The sequence below is a fragment of the Pseudomonas sp. M1 genome (genome assembly GCF_022760135.1).
Lineage (GTDB): Bacteria > Pseudomonadota > Gammaproteobacteria > Pseudomonadales > Pseudomonadaceae > Pseudomonas > Pseudomonas citronellolis.
In genome coordinates this window covers 2,488,590-2,503,333 of sequence record NZ_CP094343.1, presented here as the reverse complement: position 1 = coordinate 2,503,333, position 14,744 = coordinate 2,488,590, and the positions used below count along the sequence as shown (strand labels likewise).

At 67.5% G+C, this 14,744-nt stretch carries 14 protein-coding genes and 1 pseudogene; 6 read left to right on the top strand and 9 right to left on the bottom strand.

Annotation, left to right across the window (positions count from 1 at the left end; genetic code table 11):
* Positions 1 to 16: 16 nt before the first annotated feature.
* Positions 17 to 805 (bottom strand): 2-oxo-3-hexenedioate decarboxylase, encoded by a 789-nt coding sequence (gene dmpH / locus PM1_RS11300; RefSeq protein ID WP_009623339.1) that lies wholly within the window; start codon positions 803 to 805, stop codon positions 17 to 19.
* A gap of 15 nt (positions 806 to 820) precedes the next feature.
* Positions 821 to 1,606, bottom strand: coding sequence for a fumarylacetoacetate hydrolase family protein (locus PM1_RS11295; protein WP_009623340.1), 786 nt, complete (start codon positions 1,604 to 1,606; stop codon positions 821 to 823).
* 125 nt (positions 1,607 to 1,731) lie between these two features.
* On the opposite strand from PM1_RS11295, the gene PM1_RS11290 reads away from it, so the two are divergent.
* The gene (locus PM1_RS11290; protein WP_009623341.1) at positions 1,732 to 2,634 is read left to right on the top strand and encodes a LysR family transcriptional regulator; all 903 of its coding nucleotides are present in this window, start codon (positions 1,732 to 1,734) and stop codon (positions 2,632 to 2,634) included.
* Between the two features lie 148 nt (positions 2,635 to 2,782).
* A complete protein-coding gene (locus tag PM1_RS11285; RefSeq protein ID WP_009623343.1) occupies positions 2,783 to 3,685 on the top strand; it encodes a LysR family transcriptional regulator in 903 nt (300 codons plus the stop codon).
* An 83-nt stretch (positions 3,686 to 3,768) separates the two neighbouring features.
* Here PM1_RS11285 and PM1_RS11280 read toward each other — a convergent pair whose 3' ends face one another.
* Positions 3,769 to 4,572 (bottom strand): SDR family oxidoreductase, encoded by an 804-nt coding sequence (locus tag PM1_RS11280; RefSeq protein WP_009623344.1) that lies wholly within the window; start codon positions 4,570 to 4,572, stop codon positions 3,769 to 3,771.
* 11 nt (positions 4,573 to 4,583) lie between these two features.
* A complete protein-coding gene (locus tag PM1_RS11275) occupies positions 4,584 to 5,714 on the bottom strand; it encodes an FAD-dependent oxidoreductase (RefSeq protein ID WP_024128645.1) in 1,131 nt (376 codons plus the stop codon).
* A 260-nt stretch (positions 5,715 to 5,974) separates the two neighbouring features.
* On the opposite strand from PM1_RS11275, the gene PM1_RS11270 reads away from it, so the two are divergent.
* The 4 genes and pseudogenes from PM1_RS11270 (at position 5,975) to PM1_RS31330 (ending at position 10,111) form a co-directional block, all read left to right on the top strand.
* Positions 5,975 to 6,754 (top strand): alpha/beta fold hydrolase, encoded by a 780-nt coding sequence (locus PM1_RS11270; protein WP_009623346.1) that lies wholly within the window; start codon positions 5,975 to 5,977, stop codon positions 6,752 to 6,754.
* A gap of 30 nt (positions 6,755 to 6,784) precedes the next feature.
* Positions 6,785 to 8,017, top strand: a complete 1,233-nt coding sequence (locus PM1_RS11265) for an NAD(P)/FAD-dependent oxidoreductase (protein WP_009623347.1) — start codon at positions 6,785 to 6,787, stop codon at positions 8,015 to 8,017.
* 165 nt (positions 8,018 to 8,182) lie between these two features.
* A pseudogene (locus PM1_RS31335) lies at positions 8,183 to 9,214 on the top strand (methyl-accepting chemotaxis protein); the annotation flags it as partial.
* A 24-nt stretch (positions 9,215 to 9,238) separates the two neighbouring features.
* A complete protein-coding gene (locus PM1_RS31330; RefSeq protein WP_372242279.1) occupies positions 9,239 to 10,111 on the top strand; it encodes a methyl-accepting chemotaxis protein in 873 nt (290 codons plus the stop codon).
* A gap of 150 nt (positions 10,112 to 10,261) precedes the next feature.
* Here the strand turns inward: PM1_RS31330 and PM1_RS11255 are convergent, their stop codons facing one another.
* From PM1_RS11255 to dmpE, 5 genes are all read right to left on the bottom strand, one after another.
* Positions 10,262 to 11,401 (bottom strand): multidrug effflux MFS transporter, encoded by a 1,140-nt coding sequence (locus PM1_RS11255; RefSeq protein ID WP_009623349.1) that lies wholly within the window; start codon positions 11,399 to 11,401, stop codon positions 10,262 to 10,264.
* A gap of 306 nt (positions 11,402 to 11,707) precedes the next feature.
* The gene (gene mhpE, locus PM1_RS11250; protein ID WP_009623351.1) at positions 11,708 to 12,718 is read right to left on the bottom strand and encodes a 4-hydroxy-2-oxovalerate aldolase; all 1,011 of its coding nucleotides are present in this window, start codon (positions 12,716 to 12,718) and stop codon (positions 11,708 to 11,710) included.
* Positions 12,715 to 13,644, bottom strand: a complete 930-nt coding sequence (locus PM1_RS11245; RefSeq protein ID WP_009623353.1) for an acetaldehyde dehydrogenase (acetylating) — start codon at positions 13,642 to 13,644, stop codon at positions 12,715 to 12,717. The genes mhpE and PM1_RS11245 overlap by 4 nt, the downstream gene beginning before the upstream one ends.
* 49 nt (positions 13,645 to 13,693) lie before the next feature.
* Positions 13,694 to 13,915: a hypothetical protein gene (locus PM1_RS11240; protein WP_009623355.1), complete on the bottom strand. Its 222-nt coding sequence runs from the start codon at positions 13,913 to 13,915 to the stop codon at positions 13,694 to 13,696.
* A gap of 34 nt (positions 13,916 to 13,949) precedes the next feature.
* Entirely contained in the window at positions 13,950 to 14,735 is a 786-nt protein-coding gene (gene dmpE / locus PM1_RS11235; protein WP_009623357.1) for a 2-oxopent-4-enoate hydratase, read from the bottom strand.
* Between the last annotated feature and the right edge of the window lie 9 nt (positions 14,736 to 14,744).

Here is a 14,744-nt window from a genome sequence, read left to right as displayed (position 1 = left end):
GTTCTCCGGGTCGCGTTCAGACGAAGCGCATGGACACGCTGCCCAGGTGCTGGAAGCGTACGTTGACGTTGTCGCCGGCCTGGACGGCGACCGCCTCGGTCACCCCGCCGGTGAGGATCAGGGTGCCGGCGGGGATTTCCCGCCCGCACGCGCCGAGCATGTTGGCGAGCATCGCCACGCTCTGCGCCGGGTGCCCCAGCACCGCGGCGGCGGAGGCCGTGGCGACGATGCGGCCGTTGCGCTCCATGACCACCCCGAGGTGCTTCAGGTCCAGCGCAGAGGGGCGCTGCTGGCGCCCGCCGAGCACGTAGCGCGCCGACGAGGTGTTGTCGGCGATCACGCTCTTGAGGTCGAAGCGGAAGTTCTCGTAGCGCGAGTCGATCACCTCCACCGCCGGCAGCACGAAGTCGGTGGCCGCCAGCACGGCGCCGACGTGGCAGCCCGGCCCGGAGAGAGGACGGCAGGTGACGAAGGCGATCTCCGCCTCGACCTTCGGGTGGATCAGCCCGCGGGTGTCGATCTCGCCGCCGTCGGGCACCGCGCCGTAGTCGGTGACGAAGCCGTGGATCGGCTCGACCACGCCCATCTGGCGCATCTTCGCGTGGGAGGTCAGGCCCATCTTCAGGCCGGCGATGCGCACGCCGCGCGCCTGCTTCAGTTCGCGGATCGCGTCCTGGATGGCGTAGGCGTCGTCCCAGTCCATGTCCGGGAAGTCGTCGGTGATCTTGTGCACGGCGCGCACGTCGCGCTCCGCGCCGTCCAGGTGCAGGGCCAGTTCTTCGATGGTGCTCGGGTCCAGTGCCATTTCGCTTCGCTCCGCTCAGGTGAATCGCACGCTGGCGGAGCCGATGCCGCCGAGGCTGATGCGCAGGTTGTCGCCGGCCTTGACCGCGACCATGGCCGACAGGGCCCCGGAGAGGATCACCTCGCCGGCCCTCAGCGGCACGCCGAGGCGCCCGAGGGTATTGGCCAGCCACGCCACGGCATTGGCCGGGTGGCCCAGCGCCGCGGCGCCGGCGCCGGTGCCGGCGATCTCGCCGTTGCGCTCCAGTGTCATGCCGACCAGGGCCAGGTCGAGGTCGCGCGGGTCGACCGCGGCGTCGCCGAGCACGAAGAGCGCCGAGGACGCGTTGTCGGCCACGGTGTCCTGGATGCGGATCTGCCAGTCGCGGATGCGCGAGTCGACGATCTCGAAGCACGGCATGACGTACTCGGTGGCGCGCAGCACGTCGGCGACGCTGAGGCCGGGGCCGCACAGGTCGTCCTTGAGCACGAAGGCGATCTCGCCCTCGGCCTTGGGCGCGATCAGCGAGGACACCGGGATGGCCTCGCCGTCGGCGCGCAGCATGGCCGAGGTGAGGTGACCGAAGTCCGGCTGGTCCACCTTCAGCTGTTCCATCACCACCTGGCTGGTAACGCCGATCTTCTTGCCGATGACGCGCTCGCCGTCCTCGCGCTGGCGGCGTGCAAGCACGCCCAGCTGCAGTTCGTAGGCCTGCTGCAAGGTCAGCTGCGGATGACGTTCGGTAAGCGGGGCGATGGCCCGGTTGTCCTTGAGCGCGCGGTACAGTTCGTCGCTCAGTTGTTCGAGGGGAATCGACTGCATGGCATGCCTGCCCTGTTGTGCTTGTGTGTGGCATCAAGGTAGGGCCAGGCAACGATGCAGTCCAATACTGTATAATCAACGAATAATGACTTTTATGCATCGTTGCCGACAAAAGGAGCCATCCGGTGGAAATCAGGCAGCTACGCTACTTCGTCGCCGTGGCCGAGGAACTCAACTTCAACCGCGCCGCCGAGCGCCTGTACATCTCGCAATCAGCCTTGAGCCGGCAGATCCAGCAGCTGGAGGAAAACCTCTCGGCGGTCCTGCTGGAGCGCAACTCCAAGCGCGTGGCGCTCACCGTCGCCGGCGAGTCCTTCTACCACCACGCCCTGCGCATCCTTGGCGAGCTGCAGTTCGCCGCCGAGGAGTCGAAGCTGCTCTCCGCCGGGCAACGCGGCAGCCTGGCCATCGGCATATTCGGCTCATCGATCCTGGACCTGGTGCCACAGGTGCTCAAGCGGTTCACCAGCGCCCACCCCGAGGTGCGGGTCGCCCTGCACCCGATGGACAAGGACGCGCAGATCCAGGCCCTGCGCGAACGCCGCCTGACCATCGGCTTCAATCGGCTGGTTCCCGCGGAGCCGGACATCGAACAGGAAGAGGTGCGCCAGGAGCCGCTGATGCTAGCCCTGGGAGAAGGCCATCGGCTGGCGCAGCGGGAAAGCATCGACCTGCAGGAAATCCTCGAAGAGCCCCTGATCCTCTACCCACGCGGCGTGCGCGGCAGCTTGGTGGTGCAGATTCGGCAGATGTTCGAGCGCTACGGGGCCCAGCCGGTGGTGGCACACGAGGTCACCGACGTCACCACCAGCATCGCCCTGGTCGGTGGCGGCATGGGCCTGAGCATCGTGCCGCGGGCAGCAGTCAACCTGCGCCTGCCGGGGGTGATCTACCGCCCGCTGAATTGCCGCGGCGACTCGACCATCGAACTGATCTGCCTGTACCGCAAGGGTGATCAGTCGCCGGTACTGCGCAGCTTCCTGGAGGTGCTCCGCGAATTCAGGGATGAAGCCGGGCTCGACGGGTAAGGCCGGCCGGCGACTTCGGATAAACCACGAAGCCGCTGACAGGCCTGGCGCAGTCAAGCGCATGGCGCCCATCCAGCCGTGATGGAATAATCCAGCGGCGCTGAAGGCCACTATGCCTGCGCTCCTTCATCAACAAGAGGATCGTGAATTGATCGTAGATCCCAAATGGCAGCACTTCATCAAGGTCGCCAAGCTCGGTAGCCTGACCCAGGCCGCCGTCGCCCTGGACGTACCGCAGTCGATGATCAGCCGGCATATCTCGCAGCTGGAGATGGCCTGCGGCGTGCGCCTGTTCAACCGCACCGGACGCGGCGTCACCCTAACCGAGTTCGGCCGCCAGCTACTGCCGCGCATCGAGGCGCTGACCGACGAGGCCGAGGAAATCACCGACGTGATCCGCACTTCCGGCGGCGTGCCCATCGGCGAGGTTCGGGTGGGGCTGCTGCCCTCCTCCGTGGCGCAGCTGGCCGGGCCGCTGTACACACTGGTGCGCGAGCGCTTCCCGCGCATCAAGCTGCACTTCAGCGAAGGCAGCAGCACGCACCTGGAAGAACTCATCAACGAAGGCCGCATCGACATGGCTGTCCTGTTGCGTGAGGGCGATGCCTCGAGCATCGAGGAGTCGGTGCTCGTACAACCCAAGCTGATGCTGGTGGGCCGCGCCAGCGACCCAGCCGTGGCGCAAGCGACCATCGAGCTCGAGGCGGTGCAGCACCTGCCGCTGGTGCTGCCGAGCCGGCCCCACCCGTTGCGCCTGCGCCTGGAAAAATTGTCCAAGTCCCACGACATGCACTTCGAGTGCTCGGTGGAAGCCGACTCCATACGCCTGCAATGGGAAATGGTCGCCGCCGGCGCCGGCTACGCCATCACCTCGGGGATGTTCGAGCATATCGACGATCCGCGCTTCGCCGCGGCGCGCATCATCAAGCCGGAACTGCTGCGCAGCGTGGTGCTGGCCAGCTCGCTGCGCCGGCCCAGCACCCTGGCCACGCGCACGGTGCAGAAGCTCATCGAGCAGGAAGCCCCGCTGCTGCTGAAAAACCGCGGCTGACGGCATGGGTCTCGCTGAGCTCCCCCCCTCCTACGTGGAGCACGACCGCAGGATGGCGTTGAGCGCAGCGAGACCCATCGATTTCAGCGGCTGAGCACTGCGCGGTTGAGCAGGCCCTGGTCGGCGACCACGGTCTGCCCGGTCATGATGCGGTTGTGCCGCGAGGCGAGGAAGGCGTACAGCGGACCATGGTCCTCCGGGGTCGGCAATTCCTGCAGCAGGCTCAGCGAGCGGAACATCGCCAGGAAGGCGTCCTTCGGAATGTCCGACTGTTTCTGCCCGTCCAGCCCCAATGCGCTCGGCCCACCCAACTGGCTGTTGGCGATGCCCGCCGGGGCCACGCCATTGACGCGCACATGCGGTGCCAGTTCGAAGGCCAGTTGGCCCACCAGGCTACGCACCGCGCCCTTGCTCGCCGTATAGGCCAGGCCGCCGCCATCCGCAGCGTAGGCCGCAGTGGAGGTGGTCAGCACCATGGCGCCCTGGCTGGCCTTGAGGTCGTCGAGGAAGACTCGCGCGGACAGCGCGTAACCCTTCACGTTGACCCGCAGGACTTCGTCGAATAGCGCATCCAGGCGCTCCTCCGGCGTCTCCGCCAACGGCAGCTTGCCATCGAAGATGCCCTGGCAGCCGATCAGCGCATCGAGCCGGCCATGGCGCTCCAGCACCTGCGCGCGGCAGCGACGCAGGTCGTCGAGGCGGCTGACGTCGCCCTGCACCACCAGCACCGCCTGGCCGAACTCCTCGCGCAACGCCTGCACCTTGTCCGGGGAAATCTCGAAGATCGCCAGCCGCGCACCTTCCGCCAGGCAGTACCGGGCCACGCCCAGGCCCAGGCCGGAACCGCCGCCGGTGACCAGCACCACGTGGTCGTCAAGCATTCGCATATGAGACATCCTCAGATGGGTTGCGCCAGGGCATGGAAGGATTCGTGCATGATCCGCGCGTGCTCCTGCTTGTCGCCGCCGCCGATCTCGATCTCGCCGAGCCGCGCGGAGTTCTCCACCACCAACCGGCAGCGCTCCCAGCGGCGCTGCTGGAAGGCCGCCAGGGCACCCTCCAGGCTGGTGCCACACGCCAGTTCCTCGGCCAGGACGATGGCGTCCTCGATGCCGATGCAGGCGCCGGAAGCCAGGTGCGGCGTGGTGGCATGCACGGTGTCGCCGATCAATACCACCCGCCCACGGTACCAAGGCTGCGGCACCAGCAAGCCCTCCAGTGGGCGGAACACCACCAGCGAATGCTCGTTGAGCTGGCTGGCCGCGTGGCGTACCTCCGGCGCGTCGAAACGCTCCAGCAGGCCGCGCAGCAGCGGCAGGAAGCGCTCCGGCGGCACGTAGTCATTCAGCGGGCGATCCTCGTTGACGAACAGGTACATCTCCTGCTGCGAGACAGGGTTGAGCCCGACCTTGAGGTTCGGGCCGACCCACAGCAGCGTGTGGGTAATGTGCTGTGGGCGTGGCAGCACCGCTCGCCATACGCCCTGGCCGCTGTAGCGGGGCCTGGGCGCCTCGGGGATGAGGCGCTCGCGCATCGTCGAGTAGAGGCCGTCGGCGCCGATCACCAGATCGTAGCGATGCTGTCTGCCGTCGCTGAAATCCACCTCCACGCCATTGGCATCCTGGCGCAGGTCGAGCACGGTACAGCCCAGGCGTACGCTTGTGCCGCTGGCACGGGTGGCATCGGCGAGTATCTTCGCCAGCACCGGGCGCATCACGGCGCCGCTGCCAGGCACGTCGTCACCGGCAATGCGCGGGGTAGGCACCTGGGTCAGCAGGTTGCCAGCGGCGTCGAACACGTCCAGGCCATCGCAAGCGTAGCCTTCGGCCAGGAAGCGCTCGAGCACGCCGAGGGTGCCAAAGGCGCGCAGGGTCGGCCCACCGATGCTGATGCCGGCGCCGTAGTTGCGCCAGTCCGGGTCGATTTCCACCAGGTCCACGGCGATGCCGCGCTTGCGCAGTTCGATGGCCGCCGACATGCCGGAAAAGCCACCACCTACTACCAGGACACTGCGAACGAGAGTCGTCATTGCGGTTCCCCAGGTCCACGGGCGCTTCCCGTGGCCATGCGTTGTTGTTGTCGATTCGAGGTGCGGGCCGAGCGTACGGCCTCGCTGCAGGGTAACGGCGAACGCCGCCACATTCAGCACCGTCGCCGGCAACTCAGCTTTCTGTTTTCCGCACAGCGGACGTCCAGCCATGCATTCCCCGGATAGCAGCCATGCCGCCTATCGGCTATCTCCGGCGCCGGGCGCTTCGTACCCTGCGCGACAGTCAGAGGAGCCATCGCATGAACAGACTGCCCACATTCCATTACCTGGTCGAGGGGCCTGAAGGCGCGCCCTGGCTGACCTTCATTCCCGGCATCGGCAACGACGCGAGTTTCTGGGAGGAGCAGGCGCACGTCCTGGCCAGTCGCTTCCGCGTGCTGCGTTTCGATCCCTGGGGCCACGGCCGCAGCCCGCAACCACCGGAGGCCTGCCGCTTCGCCGACATTCTCGCCGGCATCGTTCAGCTATGGGACGAGCTGGACATCCCACGCTCACACGTGGTGGGCCTGGGCTTCGGCGGTTCGCAGGCCCTGGCCCTGGGCCTGGACCATCCGCGGCGCATCGGGCGCATCGCCGCCTTCTGCTGCCGCCCGCGCCAGCCGGACGATCGGCGCGATTTCTGGCGTGCGCGCTGCCAGGCCGCCCGCGACCAGGGCATCGCCAGGCTGGCGGACGTCACCGTCGACCGCTGGCTGCGCCCGGAATTCCGCCTGGCCCACCCGGAAGTGGACGAGCGCCTGCGGCGGATGATGAAAGCCACCAGCCTGGCTGGCTACCTCGCCTACGTCGAGGCCTTCATCGAGATGGATTTCAGCGCGCGCTTCGCCGAACTGGCGGTGCCGACCCTACTGGTGGCAGCCGAGCACGACCACGGCGGCGGCCCGGTGGAAGCCATGCGCGAGATGGCCGCCTGCAACCCGCACACCCGCCTGGCGGTGCTGGAAGGCGCCGGGCACATCGTCAATCACGAAGCACCTCGACAGGTACAGCGCCTGCTGGACGACTTCTTCGCCGGCTGATGCCAACGCTGCGACACGGAGACAACGACAATGAAAAAAGACGTGGCCATAGTCGGCGCCGGGCACGCGGGCGTGAGCCTGGCCTTCGCCCTGCGCAACCTCGGCTTCGCCGGCAGCCTGGCGCTGCTCAGCGACGAGGCCGACCTGCCCTACCACCGCCCGCCGCTGTCCAAGGCGTTCATGGCCGCCGGCGATGACGCCGAAAGCGAGCGCCGCCTGCAGCTGGAAAGTGCCGAGTTCTATGCCGAAAAAGGCATCGATCTGCTGCTGGACAGCCCGGTCGAGAGCATCGAGCCAGCCAGCCATGGCCTGTTGCTGCGGAACGGCGAACGGCTGGAATACGGCCATCTGGTCCTCGCCACCGGCGCCCGAGCGCGGCGCCTGCCGCTGCCCGGTGCCGAACTGCAGGGCATCCAGACCCTGCGCACCCTGGAGGATGCCCGGCGCATCCGCCAACGCCTGGCCACAAGCCAGCGCGTAGTGGTGGTCGGTGGAGGCTTCATTGGCCTGGAACTGGCGGCCACTGCCGCCGCGCTGGGCAAGCAGGTGACGGTGCTGGAGAACGCCTCGCGGATCATGGAGCGCTCGGTGGCGCCGCTGGTATCCGAGTACGTCGCGCAGCGTCACGCCGGCAAGGGCATCCGCATCGAAACCGGCTGCCGTGTCAGCGCCTTCCGTGGCGACGGCGGCCAGGTATGCGCAGTGCTGGGCGAGAACGGCGAATGGCCGGCGGACCTGGTGATCGTCGGCGCCGGCGCCCAGCCCAACAGCGAGTTGGCCGAGGCCGCCGGCATCGCCTGTGGCAATGGCATCCTCGTCGATGGCCAGATGCGCACTTCGGCACCGGACGTATTCGCCATCGGCGACTGCGCGGCCCACGAGAACCCGTACGCCGGCAACGCGCGCATCCGCCTGGAGTCGATCCAGAACGCCAACGACCAGGCGCGGGTGGTGGCCCAGGTGATCCACGGCGATGCCTGCGCGCGCTATCACACGGTGCCCTGGTTCTGGTCCGACCAGGGCGAGATCAAGCTGCAGATGATTGGCCTCAGCGCCGATCGCACCGACTGCGTAGTGCGCGGTGAGCCGGCCAGTGGCCGTTTCTCGGTGTTCCATTACCGCGGCGACGAGCTGATCGGCGTGGACTCCATCAACCAGCCACTGGACCACATCACGAGCCGCAAGCTGCTCGCCGCCGGCCTCTCGCCGGACAAGGCGGCGGTAGCCAATACCAGTGTGGAACTCAAAAGCCTGCTCGGCTGAGGCCAACCAGGACCCGCACTTCGCGGTAACCACAAGAAGAAACGCCATGCCCCACCCACCTTCGGACCACGGCCGCCGCTAGCCGCTCCGTACCCCGCCGCCGGCGCAGCGGCGGACCTGGTCCCCAGCCCGCCGCGCGCCCGCATCCCTCACCTGCCAGGAAGGATGTTCCGCATGTTCACCCGCGTACTGGGCAATCTGTCGGTGGGCCACAAGCTCACCCTGGGCTTCGGCCTGGTCCTGCTGTCGACCCTGGCGGTGGCCGTCACCGCCTTCCACGCCCTGCAGCAGTTGCAACTGCGCGGCGAGCACATCCGCGAGTTGGGTATCACCCGGGCGCTCATGCAACAGGCCCGGGAAGCCGAGAAGAGCTACGGTCTGGCGCCCTCGTCCGAGACCGCCGGCAGGGTCGGCGCATTGCTCGGCGATCTGGGCACGCGCCTGGCCGGCGACACCCACACCCGGCAGGCGGCCGATGCCTACCGCAAGCAGTTCCACGACTATGTCCAGGCGCGTGAGGACGAACGCGCCGCGCGCCTGCGCATGCAGGCGCTCGCCCAGGCTGCCGGCGAGCGTTTCGCCGCCGTCCTTCTCGACCAGCTCGATGCCCTGGGGCAGTTGGCCGAGCGAGGCCAGGCCGCCGACGAGGAACGCCTGATGCTGCTGGAGCAGGCGGCGATGCTCGCCGACAAGCTGGCCAACCTGCGCGACAGCGAATTGCACTTCAGCTTCGACGGCAACGCCCGCGCCCGCGACGACTGGGAAACCCGGCTGACCGAAATGTTTACCTACCTCGACAGCCTCGCTCGCCAGCTGCGAGGCACCGAGGGCGACACCCTGGGCCAGGCACGCCAGGCCCTGGAGGAGTACCGCCAGGCCTTCCTCGGCTTCGTCGCCAGCCGACAGCGCGCCGCCGTATCCCAAGCCGAAATGGCCCGCGCCGCCGACCAGGTGAGCACCCAGCTCAGTGCCGCCAGCACCGAACAGGAAGCTGCCTGGAGCGCGCTCAACCAGCGCGTCATGCGTCTGCTGGCGGGCATTCTGGCGCTGGCCCTGGTCATCGGCGTGGGCGCCATCGCCCTGATCCGCCAGTTGATCCTGCAACCGCTGCGACAGGTGGTACAGGCGACTCAGCGCATCGCCAGGGGTGACCTGGGCGCACAGCTGGGCGCTGGCGGCCGGCGCGACGAGCTGGGGCAGCTGCTGGATAGCAGCGCCACCATGCTCGTCAACCTGCGTGATCTGGTAGGCCGCATCGGCCGTGGTGTGGGCCAGCTCAACAGTGTCTCCGGCAGCGTGGTACAGGTGGCCGAGGGCACCCGCCAGCAGGTCGACCGGCAGAACCACGAGACCGAGCAGGCCGCCACCGCCATGCGCCAGATGACCGGCAGCGCCCAGGAGGTGGCGCGTTATGCGAGCGATACCTTCAGCGCCGTGCGACAGGCCAGTGAAGCAGCACGCCAGGGCGACGAGCTGATGGGCCAGGCTACCGCGCGCATCGAACGGTTGGCAGGCGAAATGGAGGGCTGCGCCGAGGCCATGCAGCACCTGCTGGAAGAAAGCGAAGGCGTCGGCCGGGTACTGCAGGTGATCGACACCCTGGCCGAGCAGACCAACCTGCTGGCGCTCAACGCCGCCATCGAGGCGGCGCGGGCCGGCGAGCACGGCCGGGGTTTCGCGGTAGTGGCCGACGAGGTGCGCAACCTGGCGCAACGTACCCAGGTTTCCACCGAGGAGATCGCCGCCATGTTGGCGCGCCTGCGCGAGGTCAGCGAACGTGCCGCCACGCGCCTGCTCGACAGCCGCACGCTGACCCACGGCAGTGTCGAATTGGCCGCGCAGACGTCCCAGGCGCTACGCGCAATCGCCACAGCGGTGACCACGGTTGAACGCATGAACGAGCAGATAGCCGCCGCTGCCGAGCAGCAGAGCCAGGTGGCCGAAGAGGTCGGACGGAACATGGAGCGGGTGCGCGGCATCGCCGGGCAGAGCCGCGCGGCGGGCAGCGAGCTGGAAGGCTCGGTGCGCGAACTGGCAAGAGTGGGCGAAGATCTGAACGCGGCGGTGGCGGGGTTCAGCGGCAGCGCTGGATAACCTCGCCGCAACGCCGGGCGGAACTGCCACGTCGTAGGATGGTGTTGAGCGAAGCGATACGCCCGATGGGTATCGCAGGCTCAACCCATCCTACGAAGAGCGCCACGGCGCAGCCGGCAAGACCGCGCCCCAACCTTGCTCCGGAGTGGCTCAAACGCGCCGGCCGATCAGCACCGCCAGCAGGCCGGCGCTAAAGATCAGCCAGGCCACCGGCGCCACGCCGCCGTTGTAGAACAGGTTGAGCAACACCCCGGCCAGCATGCCGAAGCCGAACACGCCGCTGTTGAGGATGGCCGATGCCTTGCCGGCGCGGCGGCCCTGTTCGGCCATGGCCAGCGCGGTGGCGTTGGGGTTGACGAAGCCTACGCTGCACACCGCCAGGAAGAAGCCCGGCAGCACCAGCCACAACGTGCTCGCTGCCAGTTGCGCGTCGATCAGCAGCAGCACACCGCCCAGCAGCGGCAACCATAGCGCCGGGCGCAGGATGCGTACCGGATCCAGGCTGCGCAGCAACGCACGGTTCAGTTGCCCCATCAGCATCACACCGACGGCATTGGCGCCGAAGAAGTAGCCGAAGTGACTGGCCGATATGCCGTGGATATCCATCAGTACGAAAGGCGAGCCGACGATGTAGGTGAACATCGCGCCCATCACCAGGGCCTGGGTCAGCGCCAGGGTCATGAAGCGTCCGCTGACGAGCAGTTCGCCGTAGTCGCGCAGTACCCCGGCCAGGCTAGTGTCGCCGGGGTGCTGGCTCGGCACGTCCTGCAGGAAGGCCAGGGCATAGGCGAAGCACAGCACGCCGAACAGAGTCAGGCTGACGAACACGCTGCGCCAGCCGGCCAGCGCCTGCACCCAGCCGCCCAGCAGCGGCGCGATGACCGGCGCGGCGCCCATGATCAGGATCAGCAGCGAGATGTTCTGCGCGCTCTGCCGCATGTCGCAGCGGTCACGGATGATGGCGAAGGTCAGCACCGCCCCGGCACAGCCGCCCAGGCCCTGGAGGAAGCGCCAGCCGATCAGCCCGGCCAGGTGCTCGACCTGGGTGATGGCGGCACCGGCCAGCACGTACAGGGCCAGGCCCACCAGCAGCGGACGCTTGCGTCCGAGCAGGTCGCTCAGCGGGCCGTAGCAGAGCATGCCGATCAACATGCCAATGAAGTAGGAGGAGAAGCTCAGTTCCACCTGGCCGGCAGCCAGGCCGAGCTCCTGGCGAATGGTGCCGAAGGCCGGCAGGTACATGTCGGTGGACAGCGGTGCGATGGCCGCCAGGCTGCCGAGCAGGACCATGAGCGAAGCGGGAACGGGGCGTACGGCGGATGCGGAGTGGTTCAAGGCGGGAACTCCCGGGGCCGGAAAGAAAAAGCCCGCCTCCGGGGCGGGCGTGGAACGGCGACCTGGTGGAGGGCCGCCGGAGGTGATGCATGTGCGTGGCGCGCGAGGCCACGGGCTGTGGCTTTTCGTAGGAACGGATTTATCCGCGATTTCGGCGCTGAAGGCGCTGGGTCCCCGCGTTCGCGGGGATGACGGATGGGGGAAGCGCGCATCCCTTCCCCCGTCACTCCCGCGAACGCGGGAGCCCAGCGACTCCGGCCGCTACCGGCTAGCCAGCAGATCCAGGGCGACGTCGACGATCATGTCTTCCTGGCCGCCGACCATCCGCCGCTTGCCCAGTTCGACGAGGATGTCCACGGCCTTGATGCCGTACTTGGCCGAGGCCACCTCGGCGTGGCGCAGGAAGCTCGAATAGACACCGGCATAGCCGAGCGCGAGGGTTTCGCGATCGACGCGTACCGGGCGGTCCTGCAGCGGGCGCACCAGATCGTCCGCCGCGTCCATCAGCGCATACAGGTCGGTGCCATGGTGCCAACCGAGCTTGTCGGCAGCGGCGATGAACACCTCCAGCGGCGCGTTGCCCGCTCCCGCACCCATGCCCGCCAGGCTGGCATCAATGCGGTTGCAGCCCTCCTCCACCGCGGCGATGGAATTCGCCACACCGAGGCTGAGGTTGTGGTGGGCGTGGATGCCGGTTTCGGTTTCGGGCTTCAGGACCGCTTTCACGGCGCGGAAGCGCGCGCGGATATCGTCCATATTCATCGCGCCGCCGGAATCGACGACGTAGATGCAGGTGGCGCCGTAGCTCTCCATCAGCTTCGCCTGCTGAGCGAGACCTTCGGGTGTCTGCATGTGGCTCATCATCAGGAAGCCGACCGTATCCATGCCCAGCTCGCGGGCGTATTCGATGTGCTGCTTGGAGACATCCGCTTCGGTGCAGTGGGTGGCCACCCTTACGACGCGAGCGCCGGCGTTGTAGGCGTTCTTCAGGTCGTGGATGGTGCCGATACCGGGTAGCAGCAAGGTGGCGATCTTGGCGTGCTTCACCACGTCGGCCGCCGCTTCGATCCACTCCAGATCGGTGTGGGCGCCGAAGCCGTAGTTGAAGGACGAGCCTTGCAGACCATCGCCATGGGCCACTTCGATGGAGTCAACCTTGGCCAGGTCGAGGGCGCTGGCAATCGCGCGCACATCCTCCAGCGAATACTGATGGCGGATGGCGTGCATGCCGTCACGCAGGGTCACGTCGGAGATATAGAGTTTCTGGCTCATGCCGAAGCCCCCATTGCTTGCGCCATGCGCTCGGCAGTAGCCAGCGCGGCGGAGGTCATGATGTCGAGGTTGCCGGCGTAGGCCGGCAGGTAGTGGGCGGCGCCTTCCACTTCGAGGAACACCGAGGTCTTCAGGCCGGAGAAGCGGCCATGGCCAGGAATGTTCAGCTCACAGACTTCGTCGAACTGCACCTTCTGCTTCAGGCGATAGCCGGGGACGTAGGCCTGCACGGCGGCGGCCATTTCCTCGATGCTGGCCTCGACCTTGGCCTGGTCCACGGCTTCAGAAAGGACGTAGACGGTATCGCGCATGATCAGCGGCGGCTCCGCCGGATTCATGATGATGATCGCCTTGCCCTTCGCCGCGCCGCCGATCACCTCGATGGCTTTCGAGGTGGTTTCGGTGAACTCGTCGATATTGGCGCGAGTACCGGGACCGGCCGACTTCGAAGCGATGGAGGCAATGATCTCGGCGTAATGGACCTTGGCCACCCGCGAAACGGCCGCCACCATCGGAATGGTCGCCTGCCCACCGCAGGTCACCATATTCACGTTCAACGCCTGCAGGTGCTGCTCCAGATTGACCACCGGCACGCAATAGGGACCGATTGCGGCCGGGGTCAGGTCGATCACGCGAAGACCGGGCTTGTGGCCCCGCAGAAACGCGTCGTTCTTCACGTGGGCGCCGGCTGAAGTGGCATCGAAGACGAAGTCGATCTCGTTGAAGATCGGCAGGCGGGTCAGGCCCTCGACGCCTTCGTGGGTGGTGGCCACGCCCATTCGTGATGCGCGGGCCAGACCGTCGGAGGCCGGGTCGATACCGACCATGGCGGCCATTTCCAAATGCTGCGCATTGCGCAGGACTTTGATCATCAAATCGGTGCCGATATTGCCGGAACCGATGATGGCGACTTTGCGTTTGCTCATGGGGAACTCCGGCCGCGCGCCTGCTGGCGCGCGGTGTTTGCGAAAAGGATCAGGCCGGCTTGGGGACGCGCACCTTGCGCAGCACGAGGTAGACGCCGACGAAGCCGCTGAGCAGGCCGCTGACGAAACCGCTGATGCCGTTGCCCAGGGCGTTGTCCAGTACGCTTTGCGGGAAGGGCACGAGGAACTGGTTGACCAGGAAGGCCAGCACGGCGGCGATGGCGCCGCCGATCAGCCCGGCGAGGATGGATTCCTTGATTTCGAAGCTCATGCTTGGCACCTCTTGTGGTTCTGGTTGGAAGGCCTCAGACGAAGCGCACCGAGCAGGCGCCGATGCCGCCGATGGACACCCGCAGGTTGTCCCCCACCGCCACCGGGATCATCGGCCCGAGCGAGCCGGAAAGAATCACCTCGCCGGCCTTCAGCCCTACGCCCAGGCGGCCAAGGGTGTTGGCCAGCCAGGCCACGGCCACCGCCGGCGAGCCCATGGTCGCGGCGCCGGCGCCGGTGGCGACGATCTCGCCGTTCTTCTCCAGCACCATGCCGCAGTGGGTCAGGTCCACCTCGCTCAGCGGCACCAGGCGGTCGCTGAGGACGAACACGCCGCAGGAGGCGTTGTCGGCCACGGTGTCCTGGATGCGGATCTTCCAGTCGCGGATGCGCGAGTCGACGATCTCGAAGCAGGCCATCACGCCCTCGGTGGCGCGCAGCACGTCGGCCACGGTCACGCCCGGGCCCTGCAGGTCGTGCTTGAGGACGAAGGCGATCTCGCCCTCGGCCTTCGGCTGGATCAGCCCGGCGGCGGGAATGGCCGCGCCGCCGTTGAAGGTCATGGCATCGGTGAGGATGCCGAAGTCCGGCTGGTCCACACCCAGAAGGCCCATCACCGCCTGGCTGGTCACTCCAATCTTCTTGCCCACCACCCGCTCGCCATCTTCAAGGCGCCGTGTCATCAGCAGTTGCTGGATGGCGTAGGCATCCTCGACGCTCAGTTGCGGATAGCGCGCGGTCAGCGGCTCCACGGCCTCGGCCTGGCGCTGGGCCCGGTACAGCTCGGCGGCGATCTGCTGGTGGATCGGGTTGCTGCTCATGGCGTCCTC

Excerpts from the sequence above, each read along its gene's own strand:
- dmpH (WP_009623339.1), bottom strand. The coding sequence starts at position 805 with ATGGCACTGGACCCGAGCACCATCGAAGAACTGGCCCTGCACCTGGAC.
- PM1_RS11295 (WP_009623340.1), bottom strand. The coding sequence starts at position 1,606 with ATGCAGTCGATTCCCCTCGAACAACTGAGCGACGAACTGTACCGCGCG.
- PM1_RS11280 (WP_009623344.1), bottom strand. The coding sequence starts at position 4,572 with ATGCGAATGCTTGACGACCACGTGGTGCTGGTCACCGGCGGCGGTTCC.
- PM1_RS11275 (WP_024128645.1), bottom strand. The coding sequence starts at position 5,714 with ATGACGACTCTCGTTCGCAGTGTCCTGGTAGTAGGTGGTGGCTTTTCC.
- PM1_RS11270 (WP_009623346.1), top strand. The coding sequence starts at position 5,975 with ATGAACAGACTGCCCACATTCCATTACCTGGTCGAGGGGCCTGAAGGC.
- PM1_RS11265 (WP_009623347.1), top strand. The coding sequence starts at position 6,785 with ATGAAAAAAGACGTGGCCATAGTCGGCGCCGGGCACGCGGGCGTGAGC.
- PM1_RS31330 (WP_372242279.1), top strand. The coding sequence starts at position 9,239 with ATGCTCGTCAACCTGCGTGATCTGGTAGGCCGCATCGGCCGTGGTGTG.
- PM1_RS11255 (WP_009623349.1), bottom strand. The coding sequence starts at position 11,401 with ATGGTCCTGCTCGGCAGCCTGGCGGCCATCGCACCGCTGTCCACCGAC.
- mhpE (WP_009623351.1), bottom strand. The coding sequence starts at position 12,718 with ATGAGCCAGAAACTCTATATCTCCGACGTGACCCTGCGTGACGGCATG.
- PM1_RS11245 (WP_009623353.1), bottom strand. The coding sequence starts at position 13,644 with ATGAGCAAACGCAAAGTCGCCATCATCGGTTCCGGCAATATCGGCACC.
- PM1_RS11240 (WP_009623355.1), bottom strand. The coding sequence starts at position 13,915 with ATGAGCTTCGAAATCAAGGAATCCATCCTCGCCGGGCTGATCGGCGGC.
- dmpE (WP_009623357.1), bottom strand. The coding sequence starts at position 14,735 with ATGAGCAGCAACCCGATCCACCAGCAGATCGCCGCCGAGCTGTACCGG.